The sequence below is a fragment of the Saccharopolyspora sp. NPDC050389 genome (assembly GCF_040655595.1).
In the GTDB taxonomy this organism is placed as follows: Bacteria; Actinomycetota; Actinomycetes; order Mycobacteriales; family Pseudonocardiaceae; genus Saccharopolyspora.
Map to the genome: position 1 here is coordinate 1 of NZ_JBFAKG010000048.1, position 22618 is coordinate 22618.

Here is a 22618-nt window from a genome sequence, read left to right on the forward strand (position 1 = left end):
GTCGATTCGGTGAGGTGACCAATGGATGCCATCGCACGCTGGCGTACCTCCAGTCGCAGCAACGGGCAGGGTGGGATGTGCGTTGAGGTAGGCGGCGGCCCCGGCATCGTCGCAGTTCGGGACACCAAGGACCGGGATGGCGCCATGCTGGTGTTCCCCCGGCGGCAGTGGGCGGCATTCGTCTCAGGGTTACGGGATCGCCGCTGGTGAATTGGGCCGTCCGGGCGGTTCATGGAAGGCGTTTCACTAATGTCGTCCGGACCGGAACCTGGCTCTTGTACTCTCTGCGTTCGTGATCACACCACAATGTGACCAGTAGTGATCACGAACGTGGAGGGGAGCTGCGTTGACCACGGGGATGGAAGGCTTCGCCGCAGGCGCGAGGCGCTGATGGGCCAGGCCCAAGGCCTGCGTGCGGCAGTCGACAGCGGCCACCTCGTCATGAACCCGGAAGCAGCCTGAAAGGCGCCTCCAGCGCTCGTGAGTGGTTGTTCCGGTAAGAACCGGAAGAATCACTCACGAGCACTCAGATCACTTCAGACCGTCTGTGGGAGTCCGCGTTCGACGGGGAAGTATGTCGACACCTTGATTTGCGCTGGATTCTCAAGCAATTCCTGCCGGAGCTGCTGCAGGCAGGCCGACGGTTCGTCGGCCAGTACCCGGCGCAGGTCCTCGAACGCCTGCAACGCCCGGGGCACCGAGCCCGACCGCTGAAGGGCGATCATCAGCAGTGCGCTGGTGTTCTCGTCGGCCGGGTGCGCCGCCACCAGCTTGCGCAGCTCCGGGATCAGCGCCGCATGCCTGCCCAGGTGGAGGTCGGCGACGATCCGCTGTTCCAGCACGCGGGCGCGGGCATCTTCGATGGCGGCCGCGGCCGCCGCTAGGACCCGGCCCATCGGCACGTCCACCAGCACCGGCCCACGCCACAGGTCCAGCGCCTGGCCCAGGTATTTCGAAGCGCTCTCCGCATCGCAATTCTCCAGTGCGGCGCTGCCGCTCGCGGCCAGCCGGTCGAACTCGGCGAGGTCGAACGAACGCGGTGTCGCCGCGAGCTGGTAGCCGTTGTAGCTGCGGGCGAGCAGGTCCTTCGCCGTTCGCTTGCAGCCGGTCGGCAGCGAGCCCTCGATCCGCCGCCGCAACTGCAACACGTACGTCTGCAGCGTGGTCGAGCCGCTGCGGGGCACCGCATCGCCCCAGATCTCCGACATCAGGGTCGACGCGGAAACCGCACGCCCGCACCGCAGGGCCAGCAGGGCGAGCACCTGCCGCGGCTTTCCGGCAGTCGGCACGATCGAACAGTTCTGCAGCCGGACCGAAACCGGCCCGAGCACGTTGATCTCCAGTAACGGCATGCCCAGCAACCATCCGCCTAAGAGTTGGACGAAGTTCTCGAAGCCGGGACGGGTGATCGCAGCACCGCTCACGCCCGCGGTGTGCGGCCGTCCCGAGGTCCCCAGTCCTCCGTCCGGGCAGAATCCAGCCGTGGTGCCGAAGAAGACCGGGCGAAGCCGCGACGAAATGCGTCACCTGGACGGAAATCGCCGGGCACCGCGGCCGCCATCTCGCGGCCACGCCGATTCGCCGATGCCGTTCGCGTCAGGGGCTTCTGAAAACCTTCGGCTCAAGGCGGCGGACATCACCGCCACCGGGCGCACCCGGTGAAATCCCCCAGCAGGTCAAAACTCCCATGCCCAAAGCCCTCCCGCTCATCCCCAGGAAAACTTGCGTTACCGATCACCATACCCGGCAATTCACCCTGGCGTCGCCGGAAAATCTCGCCGCCGCGCGCTCAGGCCGGCTTGGTGGCCGTCAGCACCAGCAGCATCGGCCGCCCCACCAGCCAAGATGCCCAAGGAACCTCTTCGGCCAGCCGCTCGTCGACGGCGAACTCGTGCCGCTGCACCTCGGCGAAACCGGCGCCCGCGATCCATCCCTCGTAGTCGTCCACTGTGTACGGGTGGGCAACCATTTTGTACACCTCGCCGGCGTCCTCGAACTGCGCCGACATCCCGGTCGCCGCCATCTCGGGGTGGAAGACGGAGAACACCAGCCGCCCACCCGGCCGGAGCACCCGGTGGAATTCGGCGACCGCCCGCGCCGGTTCCTCCAGGTGCTCGCCCAGCAGGGCGCACAACACCGCGTCGAACTCGGCGGCCGCGAACGGCAGCGCCTCCTGCAGATCGGCCTCGAACAGCGGGACTTCCGGATGGGCGCGCCGGGCAACCGCCAGCATCCCGGCCGAGAAGTCGAGGCCCTGCGGTGATGCGCCGGCGGTCAGCATGGCGCCCAGGTTGCGCCCGGTTCCGCAGCCCGCGTCGAGAATCCGCTCCCCCGGCTTCGGCGCCAGCAGCCCGATGCTGTGCCGGGCGTCCAGCGACACCACCGGATTCGGCGTTCGTTCGTACGTGTTCGCCCATCGGTCGTATCCGGCTTTGGTAGTTATCTCTTGCATCTGCATTCTGGACCGCCCGAAGGTAATGTGAAACAGTCAGCGGGGGAACGTGATCGAGCTGGGGAGCGAAGCGCACCGGACCGCCGAAAACCCGTGATACCCGGTCGAAAACGTTGCACCGCGATCGCTGTCGGCCGATTGCGCGAACCGAGCCGGTCACGCGCAATCGCAGCTTACCGGCCGGGGCATCCGGTCGGCAACCAAACGGGTGGCGGCGGCGACTCCGCCCGCGTCCGCTCGACGCAATCCGGGGAAATCCGGGAAACCAGGAGGCCAGCAGGAAATGCCGGAAACATCGTTAAGGGTTCTCGTCATCGGCGGCGGCATCGGCGGCCTCTGCCTGGCACAGGGATTGCGCAAGGCCGGGGTGGATGTCGCGGTCTACGAACGGGATCGCACCCGGACGGATCGCCTGGAGGGCTACCGGATCCACATCGACCCGCACGGGGCGAAGGCGCTGCACGCCTGCCTGCCGCCGGAAACCTGGGAGACGTTCGTGCGCAGCACGGTGGACCTGGGCAGTTTCCGGTTCCTCACCGAGGATCTGCAGGAACTGATGATGATGGACCAGGACACCCGCGGCGCCGCCGGTTCCGGGCCGACCGAACGCTCCCACGCGATCGACCGGGTGACCCTGCGCGAGGTGCTGCTCACCGACCTCGACAACGTCCTGCACTACGACAAGAAGTTCGAGCGCTACGAACGCAGCCCGGACGGCGAGATCACCGCGCACTTCGCCGACGGCACGACCGCGACCAGCGACGTCCTGGTCGGCGCGGACGGGGTGAACTCCCCGGTGCGCAAGCAATACCTGCCGCACGTGGAGCGGGTGGACACCGATGCCTACGGCATCGGGCTGAAACTGCCGCTCACCGAGGAGGTTCGCGCCTGGCTGCAGCCGCCGCTGTCCACCGGGCGAAGCATGATCATGGCGCCGGCGCCGTTCTTCCTGTCCATCTCGGTCTTCGACCGCACCGCCGCGATGGACGGCCTTCCCGAGACGCGCGGCGACGACGCGTACGTCGGCAGCGCCTTCGTGATCCGCCGCAGCGCTTGCCCGGCCAACATCGAGGCCCTCGACGGCCCCGAGCTGAAAGGCCTGATCGAACGGCTCGTCGGCGACTGGCATCCGCAACTGCGCAGGCTGATCGCGGAATCCGACCCGGAGAGCGCGTTGCTGGTGCCCTACAAGACATCGGTGCCGGTCAAGCCGTGGGAGACCACCAACGTCACACTGCTCGGCGACGCGGTGCACAGCATGTCCCCGGTCGGCGGCATGGGCGGCAACACCGCGTTGCGCGACGCGGATCTGCTGTGCCGCCAACTCGTTTCGGTGCGCGACGGCAAGGCGGCGACCACCGAGGCGATCCGGGCCTTCGAGGCCGGGATGCTCGAATACGGCTTCGCTGCGGTGCGGAAGGCGCTGCAGTACCAGAAGCAGGGCTTGCAGAGCAACAAGGTCGCGGTGTCGCTGTCGAGGGTCTTCTTCCGCGCCATGAACGGCATGATGCAGCGGAAGCGGCAGCCGGGACGGGAACCCGCCCGGTCGGGCACCGCGAGGTGACCTCCCTCCCGGGAGCGGCGGTACACCCGCCGCTCCCGCAAGGCCCCGGCAAAGTCCACTGTCACCCGGCATGGGTGCAATTTCGCGAGAAATTGCACCCACGCCGGGTGACGGCGCTCGTTGCACTCCGTGATCAGTTCGCTCCGTTTGCACAGGTAGTGCCAATTTCTCGCGAAATTGACGTTCACCCGGGTGACGGTCAATTTCGCGAGAAATTGCGCTCACTGACTTTGCCGGAACCCTGGCCGCTCCCGACGAGTAGCGGGCGAGGTGCTAGTGCCAGCCTGCCTCGTAGAAATCTCCTGGTGCTCGGCCGGAGCCGATCATCACCTGGAGCAGACTGGTGAGGCCCGTTCCGTCGATCCCTAGCAGGCGATTGGTCTTCGGCACGTGGTAGCCGAGGCTGGCGTGGCAGCGCAGCCCGAGCGCCGCCGCGGCCAGGTAGAGCCGCTGCGTCAGGATTCCGGCTTCCATGTTCTGCATCCGGTACCACCGGTCGCCGTGTGCGCGGAAGCCGGTTTCGTATTCGCCCACCGGGTAGATGCACAGGTTCGCGTGGGCCAGGTTGAACAGCTTGATCAGCAACGCGTCCTGGAGTTCGCCGCCGATTCCGGGTGCGGCGCGTACGAGTTCGAGTCCGGCCCGTTCCGGCCGGTAGCGGTAGACGCCGGGCTCCAGTCCGGAAACCCTGTTCACCGCGCAGAAGAGCGCGGTGTGGCGCACCGCGGGCGAAGGCCCGTCGAGATCGTTCCGGTAGCCCTCGGTCGCCGCTGAAAGCAGCGCCGCCAATGCGTCCTGGCCCAGGTCGGCCGGGGTGAAGTAGCCCATCGAGGAACGCCGGACCCGCAGCCCGTCGAGCGGGTCGACCCGTCGGCCGGGCAGTTCCACCGTTGCACCGCCGGGCACGCCCGAGGTGCTCAACTCCGGTTTGGCGCCCGCCTTCGGCCGCTCCGCGGCACGCCTGGACGCCTGGTGCACCTGGGCCTGCAGCGGCAAGGTCGCGATCGACCAGTCCCGCTCCGCCACCGAACCCGAGCCGGTCCGCGGGAGCTCCGCGCCTCCGGTGGGTCGCGAACCGCCCGAGATCCGCTCGACGCGGCCGAGAGCGATTGCGGCGTAGACGCTTTCCCGCATCGGATCGAGCCGCAGCAGGCCGTCCAGGGTGTCGTCGGCGAACTGGTAGCGCACCTGCGCCTCGGGCTGGTCGCGCGCCGCCACGGCGAGGATCTGTCCGATGAGGACACCGATGTCCAGGCCGCACAGCCGGTACGTCACGTCGCCGTACTTGAACGCGTTCTTCCAGAAGAAAGCGGTCGTCAACAGCGTCAACTCCGACCGCTCGCCGCCCAGGCCGGCGGCCAGTTCGGGCGTCCAGTCGCCGTCCCGCAACGTCACCAGCGCGTGGTGCGCGGCGTCGTAGTGGTAGACGCCCGGCGGAATGCCGCTGCCCGGGCCGGAAACCACGTACAGCTCGGCGGGGAACCGCGAACCGCCGGATGGCACCGGCCGCAACGCGTTCCTGGCCAGCTTCGCGCCGCCGCCGGGCTCCGCGCCGCGGGTGCCGATCAGCCGCCGCAGGGCGTCGGCCGTCGTCCACCGGTAGCGGGTCACCCCGTAGCAGTCCAGCAGCAGTTGTCCGAGCCGGTCGGTGGGCGATGCCCCGGCGGCCTGCGTCGGCCGGTAGCCCAGCGGAATCCGCGGCTTGTCCCGGTACACCTTGAACTGGGTCGGCGAGTCGCCCCAGTCGATCTCCTCGGGAATCGGCATGCCCTCGGCCAGTGCCAGGTACTTGCGGGCGCTCGCGGCCGACTCCTCGGTGTTCAACTCGCACTCCCGGTGATCTCGGAAACCGCCCGCCACAGCAGGTACATCAGGTAGGACTCCTCCGGAAGCGAGATGCCCAAACGGTTGTTGTGCATGTGCGAGCAGAACAGCAGCACGCTGGCGAGTTCGGCGTCCCGGTGCCGTTCCGGAGGCATCAGCACCTCCTGCACGACGAACCGGCCGCTCTCCCGGAGGCGCCGCAGCTCGTCGCGCAGCGCCGTGGTCGCGTTCGCCCACCGCGCCACCGCGGTTCCGGCCCGCTCGGTGGCGCCGGATTCGACCGACCGGATCAGCCCTTCGACGACGCCGACCAACCGGGACCGCTGCCGCTGGTACTTCGCCTCGAAGTGGGTTTCGGCAGCGTCGGGATCGCCGAACACCAGCCGCCGTCCCCAGTCGCGGTGACCGGTGCCGAGGTAGCCGGCCAGCCCGTCGGCGCCACCGGCCGCCGTCATCGCGCAGACCAGCATCATCGCCAGTGCCTGCCCGGTGCGCTGGTCGCCGGTCGGGCCCTGCGCCAGCAGGTCGGCCACCAGCTCGCTGGACTCGGCGAAGTGCCGTTCGACGACGCCCATGGCCTCGGGAGTGCCGCCGTAGCGCGCGTATTCCGGTTCGTAGGGCACGTGGCGCAAGGTGTTGTTCGGTTGCAGCGGTTCGGCCTCGTGCTGGCCCCGCTCGATCCCCACCAGCGGATCGGCCACCCCGCGGTAGTCCTGCTCGGTGACGACGGCGCGGGACGGGTGGGCGCGGAGGAACTCCCCCACCCGCCGGTCGAGCATTTCGAGGACCTTGTCCGCGTCGCCGGGCGACCGCGGTTTCAGCCGCAGCCGCAGGTGCGGGCCCGCCTGCCAGTGCCGCACGAAGAAGTGCCCGTCGAGTCCGCCGCCCAGTTCCGCCACCAGCGGTCGCACCGCGCCGGTGACGATCGCGTCGAGCGGATCGTGGTAGTGGATGTGCACGCTGGTCCACTGCGGTTCAGCCATCGCGTCCTGCCTGCGTCAGCTCGACCACCAGCTCGGTGGCGCGAGCGCCGTCCTCCTCGCCCGGGATCAGCTCCTGCGGTCCCGGCAGCATCTCCTCGAAGACCAGCAGCTGGTCCGTGCTCGCGGCGACCTCCTCGAAGACGTGGCCGAACAGTTCGCTGCCGAAGTCCAGGTACACCGGCTTGCGCGTCTTGTCGAACAGACCGTCCACACGGGACCGCTGCGAGGCGTTGCCGTGCCCGGCGACGGCGCGGACGAAGCACTGCTGCGGGATCTGGTGGCGACGCCGCCAGCTGTTCATCGCGATCAGGTGCTCCAGCGCCGAGCCACCGGCGGCGCGCCTGGGCAGCAGCCCGCTGGGCACCACCCACGCCGCGCGGTTGAGCACCAGATCGCCCAGCGCCAGGCGCGGATACCGGCGAACACCGTCGAGCTCGCCCGTGGAGGCGGCGGTGGACAGCTGCTTGATGAACTCGAAGCGCGGCACGGCCTGGCCGAACATCTGGATGAGGAACCGGTAGGCCGGCGGCAGCAGGAACTCGACCATCACGCCCAGGTGCACGGGCATGATCTCCACGCCGTGGCCCTTCGAGACCAGCCGCAGCGTCCCGGTGCCGGGGTCGTGCGCGACCAGGAGGTCGCTGAGCACCAGCCGCCGGTCCGGTGGCCGGTCGCTGGTGCTCGCCGGGTAGCTGATCTCGTAGTGGGTCAGCGGGTGCTTGAGGTTGAGGTTCGATCCGACGGTTCCGGTGATCTCGGCGTACCGCCGGGGCGTGGTGGCCGCCTCGGGTGGCGTGAAGGTGCCGCCGCCGGTGCGCTGCCCGAGCCGCAGCAGGCGCGCCTGGCTGCGGCCGAATCCGGTCATCAGCTCGTTCAGCACCGCGCGCGGCCGGTCTCCGGCGATCGGCTGCAGGTAGCAGGCCACCGATTCGATCGGCTGGACGAATTCCGGTACGCCGCCGAGGAATTCGCCGATGGCCCGCGCCGAGAGGTTCCGGACTCCGGCATCGTCGACGGGTGCTTCGGCAACCGCGGCGACCAACCGCTGCTGCAGGGCGGCCAGCCGATCCAGCCGCTCCAGCCCGATCTGCGGGACCGGGAACGCCCGCTCGTAGCAGGTCGTCAGGTCGGCTCCGCTGACCCGGCGGCCGGTGCTCGCCGGGTTGGCCGTCTCCTTGCCGAAGTCTCGGTAGAAGTCCAGGAACACGACCTGCGCGCCGGCGCCGTAGTGGTCGGCGAAGAACGCCTCGGCGGCGATGCGGCCGGGCAGGAACCGGTCGTAGAGCCCGGCCATCCGGCGCACGAGTTCGAGCTGGTCGAACAGGCCGCGCCAGGACTCCAGCCGGCCGGTCACCGCGCCGCCGGTGATCAGCACGTCCTCGTAGAACGCCTGCTTCGGGAACTCCGCGCCCGAGTCGTCCCAGCCGAGCCGGGCGTAGACCTGCCGGAGCCGGTCGGTGACCACGGTGGACTGCTCGAACCGGTTCGCGGGAGCGTCGAACCGCCCGTAGGTCTCCAGATCGTTCCGCAGCGCCAGCAGCGTGGCCCGGACGTCGGCGACCCGGTCGCCGGGGAAGCCCGCCAGCTCGGCGGCGAGCCGGCCGAGGTGGTCGACCTCGTTGTCCGGTATCCCGAAACCGATCTCGACCAGGCCGATGTCGATGAGCTGGTCCAGAAACCGCGCGATCTGCGCGCTGCGGTCCTCCCGGTCCAGCCCGGCCACCGCGCGCACCACGCCGCCGTAGGTCCGGTCGGCACCGTGCCGGATCTCCCGCAGGAAGCGTTGCAGCGTCGGCGTGTTCGCGAGTTCCAGCACGGCTTCGCCGTTCTTGCGCCCAAGGAACCGGAGCACCTCGCCGTCCTCGATCACGCTTGTGTTCACCGCCACCGGCAGGCGCGGCCGGATCTCCGGCCAGCCCGCCAGGGCCCGCGGGATCTGCTGCTGGGTGAAGGCGTTGAGCTCGACGACGCTGCGGCGCGATCCGCCCGCGTAGTGCAGCTGCGGGCCGTCGTCGACCCACCGGCCCTCCGCGAAGCCGGTGAACGTGCTGTACGGGCTGGTCTTGGCCGCGGTGCGCGAGAGGTACTTGGCGAGCTTGCGCTCCAGTTTGCGATCCGGCTGGTCCGGCGACGCCTTGCCGAGGCTGAGGTAAAGATCCCGGCTGGCCAGCACCAGGCCCCGCTGGAAGGCCGGGTCGGCGGCCAGCTCGTGCAGGGCGTGCCGCTGCCGCTCCACTTCCACGGGCAGCTCCGCTTCGGCGGCGGCGACCAGTGCGCCGCGCTCGTGGACGCGGCGTTGCCAGTCGTCGAGCGCGTCGGCCAGCTCCGCTGGCAGCTGGGCGAGCAGTTCGTCGTCGACGCCGGAGCGAGGCCGCCTGCCCTGGTACACGTCGCGGCGCAGGTTGATGAGACGACGCCGCAGGCCGGTGTCGGTGGTGCGGCCGACAACGTCGTGCAGCGCATCGGAAAGCGCGTCGCCGTGCTCTGAAAGCCATTGCTCCGCATCGAGGATCTGCTCGACTAGTCCGGCGGTGCGTTCGGTGCGCAGGCGCCGGAGGAAGGCCAGCGGCATTCCGGCGACGCGCACCGCGAAGGTCGGTTCGACGCGGTATGTCATCGGCTCCCGTCCCACCTCAGAAGACGACCGGAAGCCCATGCTGGACTCCCGGCCGGTTGTGCGCGATCGCGATCTGGAAGAACGGCGTCAGCTTCGCCTCATCCAGCCGCAGGATCGACTCGACACCAGCAGCGTCGTATCCATTGTGGACGCGCGCGGCCAGCCCGTGGGCGGCGCTGAGCACGCAGAGCCGCTGGGCGACGATCCCGGCTTCGAGGTTGATCAACCGGTAGGCGCGGTTGCCGAAGGTGCGGCCGGCCTCGGCGTGGTCCGCGGCCAGGTAAAGGACGGCGTTGGACGCGCACAGGTTCAGGTTCGGCACCGGCAGGGTGCCCTGCAACGGCCGGGAGAAGTCGCCTTCGGCGACCAGGTGCAGGCCCGCGTGCTCCCGGCAGAACCGGTAGACGCCCTTCGCCAGCCCGGCCACGTCCAGCGCGACGACGTGCAGGCTCACACCCGGCTCGGCCACCCCGTCCCGCAGATCGCTGCGATAGGGATCGGTCGCGTACCGCACGATCTCCCAGAGATCGGCCAGCGGCAGCGTCTTGGCGATCGGGTTGAACAGCACGTTGCCGGAGTTGCGCGCCCGCAACGTCGCGCCGAGGCCGATCGGTTCGCGCCGCGCCGAAGGCATCGGCAGCGTCGGTGTCTCGTTGCTGTCGTAGCGGCAGCCGGGGGCCGACACCGGAAGCTGGCGGGCGCCTTCCCGCGCGTCGTCCAGCAGCGAGTTCTCGGCGATCGAGGTGAACAGCGCGTCGTGCGGGTGCGCCTCCCCTTCCGGCCGGACGTAGCGGTGCGAAACCGGCGGGACCGGGACTTCCGGCGCCGGATCGGCGGCCGAACCGTCCTGGCGCAGCGGCACCGCGGCGAACAGGTGCTCCTCGGATTCCACCAGGCCGAGCAGCCGCCCGGCGCGGCGGTCGGCGAACTGGAAGCCGACCTCGCCGCGCAGGCCCAACGCGCCGGCGACCATCAGCAGGTTCCCGGCCACCATGCCCGCTTCCTGGGCGCACAGCCGGTAGGAGTAGCCGCGGTACTTGAATGCGTTCTTCCAGAACAGCGATGACAGCAGCAGCACGCTGTGCACGTCGTCGACGTCCGTGCCCAGCAACTGGCCGAGCTCGGCGCGGAAGTCGCCTTCCCGGATCAGCGCCAGGCAGTGGTGCAGGTTGTCGTAGTGGTAGATCCCCGCCGGAACGTCGCCGGTGCGGGGTATCCACAGGTACAGCTCGGTCGGGAAGTAGCACCGGGCCGACGGCACCATCCGGTGGTACGGCCAGACCGCTCCCGGGCCTTCGTCCCAGCGGGAGAATCCGTAGCCGTAGTACAGCAACGCCGACAACAGCTGCTCCGGCTCGCGCCGGACCGACTCGGGCGCGGAGAAGTCGGCGAAGGCACTGCGCGCGTCGCCGATCTCCAGCGGCAGCCCGCCTGGCAGCCGATGCCGCGGCACGTCGCGGTAGATCTTGAACGGCAGCGGATCGGCGCCGATCGGCTCCTCGGCGAGCACCTGCGCGAAGAGTTCCTCGGCCTCGTGCACCGTGCGGCGCAGGTAGTGCTCGCCGATGTCCAGGTCCCAGTTGCCCATTGAACCTCCAGCGCCCGCGTCACGGGAAGGGATGCGGATGCGGGTTGATGTCGGCGTCGGTCAGCGGCCGGTCCCGGTAGCCGAGCTCGTGCGGAATCCGGTGCAGGCGCTCGAAACCCCGGTCGCGGCGCCGCATGTGCCCGAAGGTCATCGGCAGGCAGCCGGGGATGATCACCTTGACGCAAGCGAAGTCGCCGGCCCGGTGCTCCGGCGTGGTCTGGTCGACCACCACGACGTCCAGCCCGGTGCGCACGTACTGCTGCAGCGTCTCCGACAGGTCGGCGCTCAGGTCGGCGTTCTTCGGCTTCTGGTAGTAGTCCTTGAACGCCTCGGCGAAGGTCTGCCGGACCGGCGAACCGTTCAGCAGGAAGTCGAACCGGTCGAAGACCTCCGGCGCGCCGTTGAGCGCGGCGTGGTCCTCCATCGACATCACCGCGTAGGGATCGGCCAGCATCTCCTCCACCCGCGGCCGGTTCTGCCGGTGGAACTCCGGCGGCCTGCTCACCAGCGGGCCCAGCTCCATCAGCGCGCTGATCAGCGCCTTCTCCGGGTTCAGGTTCGACCCGGAGGCGCACAGCACCTTGGGCATGTCGGGCATGCCCCGGCGGTCCACCGCCAGCACCCAGAAGCACGGCACGCCCTGCTCCATGGTGATGTTGAAGACCTCGATCGAGTAGCCGGAGAAGTTCTCGATGTGCTCGATGATCAGCGGCACCTCGGGGTTCGGCGCGGATCGCGGATCGATCCTCGGCACCGGCAGCTGCGCGTACCAGGTCATCAGGAACGCGTCCCGCTCGGCGACCTCCATGATGCCGTGCAGGATCGCCTCCTCCAGGCAGCCGCCGAGGGCGCACCCGTTGGAGATCTCGTAGACGAACGGGTGGTCCCGGGTGTTGCGGTAGACGGTGCCGTAGTAGGCGTAGTTCTCCGGCACCAGGATCGGCCGCTGCCGGGCGAAGGAGTAGCCCCACACCCAGTTGAAGGTCAGGTCGTGGTGGTAGCGCGGATAGGGGAAGCCCGGCCGGCTGTAGAGCTCGTCGGTGTGCAGGCCCAGCGTGGTGGGATCCAGCGCGTCCGGCCCCAGCTCGCGGTAGCTCGCGCGCACCGCCGTCCGCTTGCCGCCCGGCTCGATGCCGCCGTAGCGCTCGATGCCTTCGGCGATGGCGGTCAGCTGGCTGGCGGAGAAGTCCAGCTGGTGCCCGTAGCCGACCTCGGTGCGGGTGGTGGCCCGCAATCCCATCGGCGCGCTCGAACTCGGGAAGACGCTGCGCCCTTCCTTGTAGACGGCGCGCAGCAACCCGGCTTCGGAGTCGACGTAAACCTCTCGCAGCCGGTCCTGCTCTCCCGCCAGGGAGCGGACCCGGTAGCCGTCGACGGAGGCCTTCGGCCGGTGCTGCAGCTCGATCTCGGCGCCTTCCCGGGTGTCCGGCGGCAGCTGGCCGCACCGGTCGCACAGCGGATCGGGCAGCCAGGAGTGCGTGCTGGTGCGCAGGTCGTCCAGGGAGAGGCGGATGAGCCTGCCGCGGGTGCTCGGCGTCGCCGGGTCGGCGGCGAAGCGGTCGACCTCGCGCGCGATCAGCGCGCTGAGCAGGTCCACGGCGAACCCGGTCAGCCATTGCCCGCCGATCGACGCCATCCGCTCGGGCTGCGCCTCCAGAACCTTGGCGTAGTCGGTGCCGTCGTTGCGGGCGCGCAGGCGGCGCTGCTCCACGCACTCCAGGCAGCCTTCGTCCAGAGTGGACAGGAACGGGCCGATGAGCGCCGCGCCGGGCGTGACGTACGCGGGCAGCAGCGGAATGCCGTTGGATCGCGACCAGTCGCTCCACCGCCGGTGCCGCTGCCGGTCCCAGCCGTCCTCGACGAGCAGCACGATGTCCACTTCGGATTCGTTCGCGGCGTCCACCACCGCGTACCGCCGGGACACCTCACGCCGCGTCGCCGCGTGGAGCGCGCCCTCGCCCGCGATGCCGACCCGGATGGTCGCGCCGGTTGCCTTGTGCACGTCTTCGGCCACTAGTTCTCTTCTCCGAGCACGACGTTGACGATGTAGGGCAGCACCCGGTTCAGCACCGGGTCGTGGTCCAGCGGCACCGCGACGGGCCGGTGCCCGGCGGCGCCCAGACGGCTCAGCAGGAGTTCCTGAACCTCGGGCCAGCCGTCCGGCCGCGCAGCCGCGGCGACAGCCGCCTGCGGGCCGCGCAGCTCCGCCGGCAGTTCGGGCAGGTGACCGGTCGGCCCGGCCGCGTAGCGGGGCCACTTGCCGGCCTGCGCCTGGTGGTGCCGCAGCGCCTGCTCCAGCACCTCTTCGAGCGCCTGCCCGATGTCGAATCCCGAAACGCAGCCGACGGTTTCCGAACCAACGCAGGCCGCGAAGGTCGGCACCCCGAGCGAGCCGGTGATGTCGTGGATCGCGACCTCGACGCCGACGATGTCGAGCATCCTCCAGTAGCGCTCCGCGCGGTCGGTGCGAGGCGCGGCAGCGGGATCGACAGCCGGGCGCGCGGCCTCGGCGACCTCCGCGACGGTGATCCGGTTGGCCAGCGCCAGCAGGCCGCGGCCGACCGCCTCGGCCCAGGTGAAGCCGGAGGCGAGACCGGGCAGGTCCGCCTCGCTCGGCAGAATCCCGCGCAGCGCGGGAAAAACATCGGCGGCGGGCAGCGAACGGGCCGCGCCGGTGGTCAGGTCCAGGCCCCAGGTGCGCGGCTCGTCCGAACCGCTCAACCGGCGCCGGTCGACCGCACTGGCCGCGTAGAGCTCGCAGGCCCGGCGCGTCGCGCGCTCGCGGGCTTCGGTGAAGTCGGTGGCCACCTCGACCGCCGCCGCGCGGTGCCGCTCGAAGTCCGGAAGCAGCAGCACGTTCGCGTATTCGGCGCGCGACACCTTCAGCGGCAGCTGCCCGAAGTCGCCTTCATCCAGGCTGGCCAGCAGGCCGGTCGACGGCTCGAAGCAGGCGGCCGCGGCGGCCGAGAACGTTTCTCCGGTGATCTCCGGCCCGGCGGCGAGTTCGCGCACGGCGGCCACGAAATCCGATTCGCCGCGCGGTGCCGGAGCCTCGTGCGAGGTGCACAGCGGATGCCGGGTGACCTGGTGGTTCGAGCTCTGCAGGGTCTCCAGGTCCAGCCGCACCAGCGCGTCGGCCGTCTCCACCGGCCCGGCCTCGGTGCGGTGCTTGAACACCTCGAACGCCAGCTGGTTGGCCACGATCGCGGCGGTCGGCCCGGCCAGGAACTCGCTGGGCGTCGTGTCGGGGCGGTCGGCGAACTCGGCGTCGCCGGATTCGCGCCGGCCCAGCACCCGCAGCCGCGCGCATTCCCAGCACGCGCCGTCGCCCGGCGCCACCAGCGGCCCGACCCATGCCGCATCACCGTCCACAATGGCCTGCACGAACAGCGTGCCGAGCTCGACGCAGGCCTGGTTCAGCCGCCGGGCGCGGTCGAGCATCGGCTTGTCCGAAACGTGGATGACGGCGTCGAACGATCCCAGCGCGGCCTTGCACTCCTCGACCGAGTCGTCGACGGCGGCGCGGTGTTCGACGATCGACTGCGTCGAGTCGCGCTCGCGGGCGTGTTCGAGGTAGGTGTCGAGGCGCGACCGGTCGGTGGCGGCCTCGTCGGTGATCGTGACGTGCACCTCGCGCAGGCCGGCGTGCAGGCACGCCTGCGCGAGCGCGAGCGCGGTCTGCCCGGCTCCGACCAGCAGCACCCTGCTCTCCCGGAACCGCTGGAAGCGGTGCGCGGCCGAGTCCTGGTAGTAGTCGATGAACGCGATCTCGGACTCGTACGCGGCGAGCACGCCGTCGTCGAGCCCGTGTGGACGGTCGTCGCCGACGTCCTTGATGAACCCCTTCTGGACCAGCCCGTTGATCAGTTCGGCCACCATGCGCTTGCGGTCCTCGGACAGGCTCGCGGTGATCTCGTCGAGCGTGTGCGCGCCGGTGAGGAACGGGGCGAGCTTGTCCACCCACTGGTAGATGTGCTTGCCGTCCAGCGTCAACGTTCCGTGGTTGCTCACGAAGTAGATCCCCTCCGCGGAGGGGAGGTACAGCGTGTCGTTCTTGAGCTTCGGCTTCACTTGGTCCATCCAGGGCAGCAGAAAACGGGATCACGGCGGACGCACGACGAGCACGGGGCCCGCCGGGCATGCCGCTCGACGAAGCCCCGCGCCCGCCTATGCGGAAGACGAGCGAACTCGCCTGTCGGGATCAGCGCAGGGCGCTAGCTCCCGGCTCTCCGCAGGTGGCGCCACATCAGCCACACGGGCAGCAGCAGCAGCTGCAGGTGCAGCAGCAGCAGCCGGCGGAGGCGCCGACCTCGGTCATCCCGTGGCCCATGCCCAGGGACTGGAGGTCGCGGTCCGCGTCAGCACCGAAGGCGAGGCTCTCCACCTGCAGGCTTTCCAGCTCCAACTTCAGATCTTCCATGCCATACCCCACATTCGGGTCGACTGAATAGATGATTTGTCAACGCAATTCCCGGGATCCCGGCGCCGACGTGCCCAGTTCTAGCACGAGATCTGTTGGCATGCCACGAAAAAGTCCAGCGCAACGGGCATCCGAGTCCGCCCTGGACCAACAATCCCAGGTAGGAAACGAATAACTAGAGAACCGCTAGAACCTTCGCTCGGCAGACGTTAACGGAAGGTTACGCCGAAAAGAGCAGGGAACGAGAACCGGCGTTCGGCTAAACTTCCGCGCCGAACGCCGACGCGGAGTCTTCCTGAGAGAATTCTGAGAACAGGCAACGGTTTTCGAGGCGCAGGCGTACCTAGGAGATGGACAGGAACTCGAGCACGTGCGGCCAGCTGTCGCGACTCGCCGCCTCATCCGCCACCGGGTCGCCACCCATTAGCAGCCGGTCGAAGCCGACGCCCCGCGGCCGCGCCGCCGTCCCGGGAGCACCGAGCAGGTGACCGGCGTCCGGGTAGCACACGTGCCGGTGCGGGAACGTGTGTCCGCGCTCGTCGAGCCGCGCGATGATCCGCTCGCAGAACAGCTCGGACGGCCAGAGCCCGTCCCGCCCGCCACTGAGCACCAGCACCGGCCCGTTGATCCGCTCCACCTCGATGCTCGCGGCCGCGACGGCCTCGTCTTGCCCCATGGCGCGCTCGAACGACGCCCGGAACGACACCGGACGACCGCTCAGGAAACCCTGGAACTCGGCCATTTCGGCGGTGCTCGGCGGCAACATGGGCACGAACGGGACCGGCTCACCACCACGGCTCCACGACGACCGAGGGCCGGCCATCATGGCTCGGGGATCCGACGGCACGGCCTGCCACGCCACGCTGCTAGGCACGTGGGCGACCACCGCCCGCACCAGCTCCGGATGGGCCGCTGCCAGCAACAACGCCAGCTCGCCGCCGCGCGAGCGGCCAAGCACGGCGAGCCGGTCGGCATCGGCCTCGGGGCGTCCAGCGAGCCACCGCAGCGCACCGGTGAAGTACTCGACCGGGATCTCGACCAGATCGCGAGGCAGCCGCTCGACGCCGAAGTACGCCACGGCCAGCGCCGCGAAGCCCTGCTCGGCGAGCAGGCGGGCCGCGAGCTCGGGCACGGCTCCGGACGAGCCGCCGACCACGAGCACGGCCGGGTGCGGCCCCGGCGATTTCGGACTGCACAGCACCCCGACCAGGTCGGGTTGCGAAACCTGAACCGACACCACGCTAGCGTTTTCCACGGCGCCAGCCTAGCCACCCGACCCGAGCAAAGTTGTCTAAAGTGGACTATTCAGAAGGCGACGAAGTCGTTGGCCGAGATGCCGTAGTGGTCCTCCACGGTGTCGGCGATGAGGTGGCACAGCAGGAAGCGCTCCACCGGCAGCACGCCGATCCGGTTGAGGTGCAGGTAGAGGTAGTTGAGCGCGAACCGGAACCCGAGGAAGCCCGGGTCCCGCTGCAGATCGGCCATCCGGCCGCCATCGCCCTGCAGCAACCGGTGGAACGTGCTGTGCTCCAGCATCCCCGGATCCCAGCTCTGCGCCGCGTCCGGCGACACCGCGCCCGCGAACGACAGCTCACCGGAACCGATCACCGGTTCGGCGGCCGAACGGAACCGGCCCAGCAGCCGCACCCACTCAGCGACGAACGGCACATCGGTACCGCCGCGCTCCAGGCAGTCGAGCACGCCGACCAGCCGTTCCCGCAGCACAGCGGCCTGCGACCGGTACTGCTGCACGCAGAACTCGCGCCGCGCGGCGGGATCGGGGGCGCGCACGATGAAGCCCTCGGCGTGCGACCGGTAGGAGATGAAGCCGCGGTCGATGCCCGGCCACATCGCGTGCGCGGTGGCCATCATTAGATCGGCGGCGAGGCCGACCCGGCTGCGCCCGGCGCGCACCTGGTCGAGCATCTCGAAGACCAGATCGTTGGTCTCGTGGTAGAAGTCTTCGAGCAGCACGGCGGCCGCCTCGCTGCCCAGCACGTGGATGCGCCGGTCGTGCGGTGCGTGCTGGATCGAGTTGTCCGGGTGGAACGGCGCCAGCGGGCCGGATTCCCGCTCCTGGCGGGCGACTTCGCGGTGGGTGGCCAGCAGCTCTCGTTCGTCGATCCGCACGGTGGAGGGATGTTCGGCGAGATACCGGTTCGCCGCGCGCTCCACTTCGGGCCGGATCACCTCGCGGAACACCGGCTCCGGCGCGCGGAAGCTCAGCCGAAGGTGCGGGCCGCGAAGCCAGTGGCGGACGAACGACATCCGCTCGGTATCCGCCGGCAGCTGGGCGAACAGCGGCCGCAGGCAATCCAGGATGAGGCCGTCCTTATCCGCCGCGTAGTAGATCTGGATGCCGTGCCAGGTTCCGGAATCCGGTGGCGCAGACTGGTTCTCGTTCATCCCACTCCCCTGAGTCGCGGCTCGGCCCGCATTCAACCAAGAATCTTCCGGCGCTGTCCAAGAATCGCCGCAGCCGCGCGGAAGTTCGGGTAGGCTCCGCGGCGTCGACCGCCTCGAATCCGGTGCGGTCCGCCGACTTTGCGGCCACTGCGGGGAGTTCGACGCGCGTCACCGGCGCAAGCGATGGGGAGGATCATGAGCAAGCACTTCGCGTTCGTCTCGCTTGCCGCGCACGGTCATGTGAACCCGACGCTGCCGCTGGTGGAGGAACTGGTGGCCCGCGGCCACCGGATCACCTACGCGACCGGGAGCGATCAGGCCGCGGCGGTCCGGCGGGCGGGCGCGACGCCGGTGGAGATGCCGTGGCGCGTGGAGCTGGCCGGGCTGGCGGGCCGCGGCTACACCGCGGAAAACCTGATCAAGATGATGGACGCGGGCATCGAAGAACTGGTGGCGACGTTCGACGAGCTGGCGGGCCCGTTCCGGGCCGACCACCCGGACTGCGTGTGCTTCGACGTCATGGGATTGCCCGGCCGCGCCCTGGCCGCCGAGCTCGGGGTGCCCGGCGTGGGACTGGCCCCGAACATGGTCGGCAACGAGCACTTCTCACTGCAGCGGCAGATGTGGCCGGCCGACCTCGAACACACCGATCCGAGGCTGATCGCGAGCGGCCAGAAGCTAGCCGGATTCGCGCACCGGCGGGGCCTGCCGCTGCAGGCGCTGCTGCCCACCGCGGCCCGCGCCGGGCTGAACCTGGTCTTCCTGCCGCGGAAGTTCCAGATCGCGGGCGAGACGTTCGGCCCGGAGTTCCGCTTCCTCGGCCCGGCCCTGCCCGGACGAGCCCGCCCGGGCGACTGGTCGCCACCGGCCGCGAACGCGCCGATCCTGCTCATCTCCCTGGGAACGGTGTTCAACGATCGGCCGGACTTGCTACGGATGTGCGTCGAAGCGTTCGCTGACACGCCCTGGCACGTGGTCATGGCAACCGGGCGCGCCGATCCACCGGATCCCATCCCGACGAACTTCGAGGTGCACCCGCAGGTGCCGCAGCTGGCGGTGTTGCGGCACGCGTCGGCGTTCGTCTCGCACACCGGCATGGGGTCCACAATGGAATCCCTGCTCCACGGCGTACCGCTGGTGTCGCTCCCTCAGACGCCCGAGCAGGCCTTCAACGGCAGGCGCGCCGCCGAACTGGGCCTGGGACGCGCGGTAGACCCGGAGGCGGTGACCGCGGCGGAGCTGCACGCAGCGGTCGAAGAACTCGTCGCCGATCAGACCGTGCGAGACAACCTGACGAGCTGGCGCGACGAACTGCGCGGCACCGATGCGGCGGCGCGGGGAGCCGACGCGTTGACGGAATTCCTGGCCGGCGAACCCGGCTCGGTGGCGAAGGGTGGAGTGAATGTCTGACCTGGACCTCGTCGAGGTGGCCGAGGGATTCGAGTGCTACACCCCGGCGACGGGGAACCCGGTGCTCACCGAAGCGAAGCTGATCTACGAGGAGATCTTCGGCCGCAACACGTACCTGAGCGGCCTGGCCCCGATCAACCCGAAGGGCCTGGTAGTCGACGCGGGTGCGAACATCGGCCTGTTCACGCTGTTCGTCAAGCACCACTACCCGGATGCATCGGTACTAGCGGTGGAACCGATCCCGCACAACGTCGAAGCCCTGCGCGCGAACATCCGCCATCACAACGCCTCCGATGTCACGGTCCACGCAACGGGCCTGTCGGACCGGCCGGGAACGGCGGAGTTCTACTTCTTCCCATCGATGCCGGGAAACTCAACGGCCCACCTGGCGGAAAAGCTCAAGGACAAGAAAACGGTGGCGACCTACGCAAACCCGACGATAGCGGAACAGCTGTACCGAAACGAAGCGGTCCGAGTCCCCACGACGCCGCTGTCGGACCTGCTACCACCAGATGTCGAGATAGACCTGATCAAGATGGACATCGAGGGAAGCGAAGAAGCGGCCCTAGCAGGGATCACGGACCAAGACTGGAAACGAATCAAGCAACTAGCGATCGAAGTACACGAAACAAGGTCCACACTAGACAGAATCCTGGAAACCCTCCAAAGCCGAGGCTTCAAGGCGCGAGCGCAGTCCCCCGAGGAAGCCCCGAAGGGAATAGACAACAGGATCGTGTACGCAACCCGAGCCTGATCGCGACACGCGGCTACGCAGCACCGCGTAGCCGAAGACGAGCCCCAGACCGGACGACCGGCCGGAACGGGTTGCGGAGCGAACGTCCTAGAAACGATCACAGGCCGTGGACGACAAGTGCATCAGACCACCGACCACACCCTGACGGATCGCATCACAGTGTCCGGAACTCCGAGCTGCTGAAGGGCAATTCCCACCGCGACCGTGTGCGCGAGCCGAGTCAATGCAGCGAGTCGACGCCCATCAGGTTGTTTCTCGGCCTCGTGTACGAGACGTTTGCGCACCACTCCTAGGATCGCCCAGACATCCTCGGCGCCTCTGCGGGCAAGGGCGCCGCGATCGATCGCGGCGCGCACCAGACCCCGCCAAGATAGGCCGATCGGACTCTCCTGTAGCTCCGAACGGTCTCAAACAGTTTCTCCTCGGGCCCGCTTCATAAATTTCGCCCGTACGGCGCAGGAATAGCCCGGCTCGGCGAGCTCGACCATGCATGCCCGGCGACGATCCACCCCTGCGGAATCATGCCTCGGCCTCGTCTGGTCGTCCGTGGTGGCCCAAGTGCCGCAGCCGTGCTCACTCATCGCATTCGCAGTCCGGAACGGCATGTCGTGGTCGCCGGGACGATGAACCGCAAGCGGTAATTCGGATGCTGGGAGCTGCCGTGACTGTGATCGCGTTCTCCAACGATGACCATGAACACGAGCTCGACGCGCGCCGACCGGACTTCGGGCACCCCGGACTCTTCGAACGCGAGCGTTTCCACGAAGACCGAGACCTCGCCCATCCAGGCTTCCACCACCGGCGGCGCTTCGCGCACTGCATCGAGCGCCATCGCGTCTACCTCAAGCGCAACCCCTACTACGCCGGGCGAGTTCCCGAGGAACGTGGTTTCCACTGGGTGCACTTCCCCGGTCAACGCACCTGCTCCGGCCACGCCCCGGCCTCGCCGTCGGAGAGCCAAGAGCACAAGATCCTCAAAGCCCGCACCGTCGTGGCGTTCCGCAAGGCAGGCAACGACCCCGTGCGCCAAGAAGTCACCAGCCCAGGGCGCACATACCGCTCCGACGTGCAGTTCGAGCGCCCCGACGGCACCTGCTTCGCGCTCGAAATCCAAGTCAGCGGCATCGATGTGCCGGTTGCCCGCCGCCGCACCGCCATGACTCGCCGCGACGGCATCGAACCGTTGTGGATGACCTCGCGCGCGTCGGAAGAATGGCAAGAAGTGGTGCCCTGCGTTCGGCTGCTAAGGCCGGTCCGCGGCGATCGCCGCCAGGACATCGCCGAGATCGAGCTGTTCGTCACCGGCATCGTCTACCCGTACTGGGAAGACTGCGGCCGCGGCCGCCAATGCTGGCGACGCCGCCTCCACAGAACCGAGACCTGCCCGGGACACCTGCGGTGGCGCACCACCCTCCACGACGAGAAGGTCATCAACACAACGACTTCCCGTTACGAGGACACCGCGAAGATGCTCGGCATCGACACCTTCGCGGCTCGCATAACCAGCGGCGAACTCGTGATCGTGCATACCCAACGCGACGAACGCGGGGGCACCTTTCCGGTCGTGTCCACGCCCGAAGGCAGAGATCACGCAGAGCGCTACAGCCAAGAACTCACACAGTGGCGAACCCTCGCACGCCGCGACCGCCCACTGCCGCCAGCGATCGCCTACTGCACCCAGAGCAGCAGCTCTTCCCAACCGGCTAGCGAGGATCAACTCGCAGCAGTGCGTCTTCAGCCACAATCGCCGGACCAGTCAGCCCCCGAAACCAACGAGAAGCCCGCGCACGCTCAGGGTGAGACACAGCCTGCACCGTCCAGCGATACCGAAGAACTTCATAGGCAAACCCTGCGGAGCCTGATTCCCATCGCACGAGCACTCGCCGTGGAGCGCAATGTATTCGTCCGCGTCGTTCCCAATACGACGACGTATCTGGCGCATCTTCAACTCCCCGGCAGCACCCTCGTAACCGGCGAACTGATCCTGATTCCGACCAACGCGCACCGCGGACACCTCATCAGCGCGGGATTCCACTCGAGTCGCCTGATCGCCGCCCACCCGTGAACGCCAACTGCACGCGCCGAGGAGGCTACGCACGTGTTGACCGACAAAGGCCAAAGTTCGAAATAGAAGGTGGACCATGAGCTCTGATCCTCCGCGCCCGTGGACATCAGCACGGCAACACCTCGCCCAACGAATCGCCGCCCGGCTTGTGCTCACGCAAGACTTGGAGCCGCGAATCTGCACCATCGGGCGAAGTCAGCACCAAAAGAAGAACCCCAGGCCGTTGACCTGGGGTTTGCGCTCCTCCGACTGGACTCGAACCAGTAATCCCTCGGTTAACTGACTGGTTAGTCCCTCAGTCGCCGTCAGTCGATCTAGCTGGGATATTTGCAATCGCTCACGCTCTCAGCAACCTACAATCGCCCTCAATCGGCCGCCATTCTGCACCATAAATGCACCCTCGTTCGTGATCTTGGGACCCAGATAACTCGCCGCCCGCTTGGGCATATTGACAGCTGCACGCGCTGTCCTTGGTACCGGAGCGTGCCCGACCTCAGGGCTGAGGAAGTTCGTGAAGGTGTCCGGCCAGAGCCAC

At 68.8% G+C, this 22618-nt stretch carries 17 protein-coding genes; 6 read left to right on the plus strand and 11 right to left on the minus strand.

Annotated elements, in window-relative coordinates:
- The first annotated feature begins 21 nt into the window (after nucleotides 1–21).
- Nucleotides 22–210 carry a DUF397 domain-containing protein gene (locus tag AB0I53_RS28195; protein ID WP_358609191.1) on the plus strand — a complete coding sequence of 63 codons (189 nt, stop codon included), beginning with the start codon at nucleotides 22–24 and terminating at the stop codon, nucleotides 208–210.
- A 326-nt stretch (nucleotides 211–536) separates the two neighbouring features.
- Here the strand turns inward: AB0I53_RS28195 and AB0I53_RS28200 are convergent, their stop codons facing one another.
- Nucleotides 537–1424 carry an AfsR/SARP family transcriptional regulator gene (locus tag AB0I53_RS28200; protein ID WP_358609194.1) on the minus strand — a complete coding sequence of 296 codons (888 nt, stop codon included), beginning with the start codon at nucleotides 1422–1424 and terminating at the stop codon, nucleotides 537–539.
- Nucleotides 1425–1482: 58 nt separating this feature from the next.
- Between AB0I53_RS28200 and AB0I53_RS28205 the strand changes: the two genes are divergently transcribed.
- On the plus strand, nucleotides 1483–1662 hold the full coding sequence (locus tag AB0I53_RS28205) for a hypothetical protein (RefSeq protein WP_358609197.1): 180 nt from the start codon (nucleotides 1483–1485) through the stop codon (nucleotides 1660–1662).
- 127 nt (nucleotides 1663–1789) lie between these two features.
- Here AB0I53_RS28205 and AB0I53_RS28210 read toward each other — a convergent pair whose 3' ends face one another.
- Nucleotides 1790–2452, minus strand: coding sequence for a class I SAM-dependent methyltransferase (locus AB0I53_RS28210; protein WP_358609200.1), 663 nt, complete (start codon nucleotides 2450–2452; stop codon nucleotides 1790–1792).
- A gap of 283 nt (nucleotides 2453–2735) precedes the next feature.
- Between AB0I53_RS28210 and AB0I53_RS28215 the strand changes: the two genes are divergently transcribed.
- Nucleotides 2736–4016, plus strand: a complete 1281-nt coding sequence (locus tag AB0I53_RS28215) for an FAD-dependent monooxygenase (protein ID WP_358609203.1) — start codon at nucleotides 2736–2738, stop codon at nucleotides 4014–4016.
- Between the two features lie 273 nt (nucleotides 4017–4289).
- Here the strand turns inward: AB0I53_RS28215 and AB0I53_RS28220 are convergent, their stop codons facing one another.
- The 9 genes from AB0I53_RS28220 to AB0I53_RS28260 all read right to left on the minus strand — a co-directional run bounded on the left by AB0I53_RS28220 (nucleotide 4290) and on the right by AB0I53_RS28260 (nucleotide 17854).
- Nucleotides 4290–5840, minus strand: a complete 1551-nt coding sequence (locus AB0I53_RS28220) for a SagB family peptide dehydrogenase (protein WP_358609206.1) — start codon at nucleotides 5838–5840, stop codon at nucleotides 4290–4292.
- On the minus strand, nucleotides 5837–6823 hold the full coding sequence (locus tag AB0I53_RS28225) for a thiopeptide-type bacteriocin biosynthesis protein (protein ID WP_358609209.1): 987 nt from the start codon (nucleotides 6821–6823) through the stop codon (nucleotides 5837–5839). The genes AB0I53_RS28220 and AB0I53_RS28225 overlap by 4 nt, the downstream gene beginning before the upstream one ends.
- Nucleotides 6816–9440 (minus strand): lantibiotic dehydratase, encoded by a 2625-nt coding sequence (locus AB0I53_RS28230; protein WP_358609212.1) that lies wholly within the window; start codon nucleotides 9438–9440, stop codon nucleotides 6816–6818. The genes AB0I53_RS28225 and AB0I53_RS28230 overlap by 8 nt, the downstream gene beginning before the upstream one ends.
- 16 nt (nucleotides 9441–9456) lie before the next feature.
- Nucleotides 9457–11028, minus strand: coding sequence for a SagB family peptide dehydrogenase (locus AB0I53_RS28235; RefSeq protein WP_358609214.1), 1572 nt, complete (start codon nucleotides 11026–11028; stop codon nucleotides 9457–9459).
- Between the two features lie 19 nt (nucleotides 11029–11047).
- The gene (locus AB0I53_RS28240) at nucleotides 11048–13042 is read right to left on the minus strand and encodes a TOMM precursor leader peptide-binding protein (protein ID WP_358609217.1); all 1995 of its coding nucleotides are present in this window, start codon (nucleotides 13040–13042) and stop codon (nucleotides 11048–11050) included.
- Nucleotides 13042–15108: a TOMM precursor leader peptide-binding protein gene (locus tag AB0I53_RS28245; RefSeq protein WP_358609220.1), complete on the minus strand. Its 2067-nt coding sequence runs from the start codon at nucleotides 15106–15108 to the stop codon at nucleotides 13042–13044. The genes AB0I53_RS28240 and AB0I53_RS28245 overlap by 1 nt, the downstream gene beginning before the upstream one ends.
- Before the next feature lie 166 nt (nucleotides 15109–15274).
- Nucleotides 15275–15448: a thiomuracin/GE37468 family thiazolyl RiPP peptide gene (locus AB0I53_RS28250; RefSeq protein WP_177226737.1), complete on the minus strand. Its 174-nt coding sequence runs from the start codon at nucleotides 15446–15448 to the stop codon at nucleotides 15275–15277.
- Nucleotides 15449–15791: 343 nt separating this feature from the next.
- Nucleotides 15792–16703: an acyl-CoA thioester hydrolase/BAAT C-terminal domain-containing protein gene (locus AB0I53_RS28255; RefSeq protein WP_358609223.1), complete on the minus strand. Its 912-nt coding sequence runs from the start codon at nucleotides 16701–16703 to the stop codon at nucleotides 15792–15794.
- A 50-nt stretch (nucleotides 16704–16753) separates the two neighbouring features.
- A complete protein-coding gene (locus AB0I53_RS28260; RefSeq protein WP_358609226.1) occupies nucleotides 16754–17854 on the minus strand; it encodes a thiopeptide maturation pyridine synthase in 1101 nt (366 codons plus the stop codon).
- 195 nt (nucleotides 17855–18049) lie between these two features.
- On the opposite strand from AB0I53_RS28260, the gene AB0I53_RS28265 reads away from it, so the two are divergent.
- The 3 genes from AB0I53_RS28265 to AB0I53_RS28275 all read left to right on the plus strand — a co-directional run bounded on the left by AB0I53_RS28265 (nucleotide 18050) and on the right by AB0I53_RS28275 (nucleotide 22083).
- Nucleotides 18050–19264 (plus strand): macrolide family glycosyltransferase, encoded by a 1215-nt coding sequence (locus AB0I53_RS28265; RefSeq protein ID WP_358609229.1) that lies wholly within the window; start codon nucleotides 18050–18052, stop codon nucleotides 19262–19264.
- Between the two features lie 16 nt (nucleotides 19265–19280).
- Complete coding sequence (locus tag AB0I53_RS28270) at nucleotides 19281–20018, plus strand: FkbM family methyltransferase (RefSeq protein ID WP_358609232.1); 738 nt, start codon at nucleotides 19281–19283, stop codon at nucleotides 20016–20018.
- 661 nt (nucleotides 20019–20679) lie between these two features.
- Nucleotides 20680–22083: a hypothetical protein gene (locus AB0I53_RS28275; protein ID WP_358609235.1), complete on the plus strand. Its 1404-nt coding sequence runs from the start codon at nucleotides 20680–20682 to the stop codon at nucleotides 22081–22083.
- Nucleotides 22084–22618: the final 535 nt, after the last annotated feature.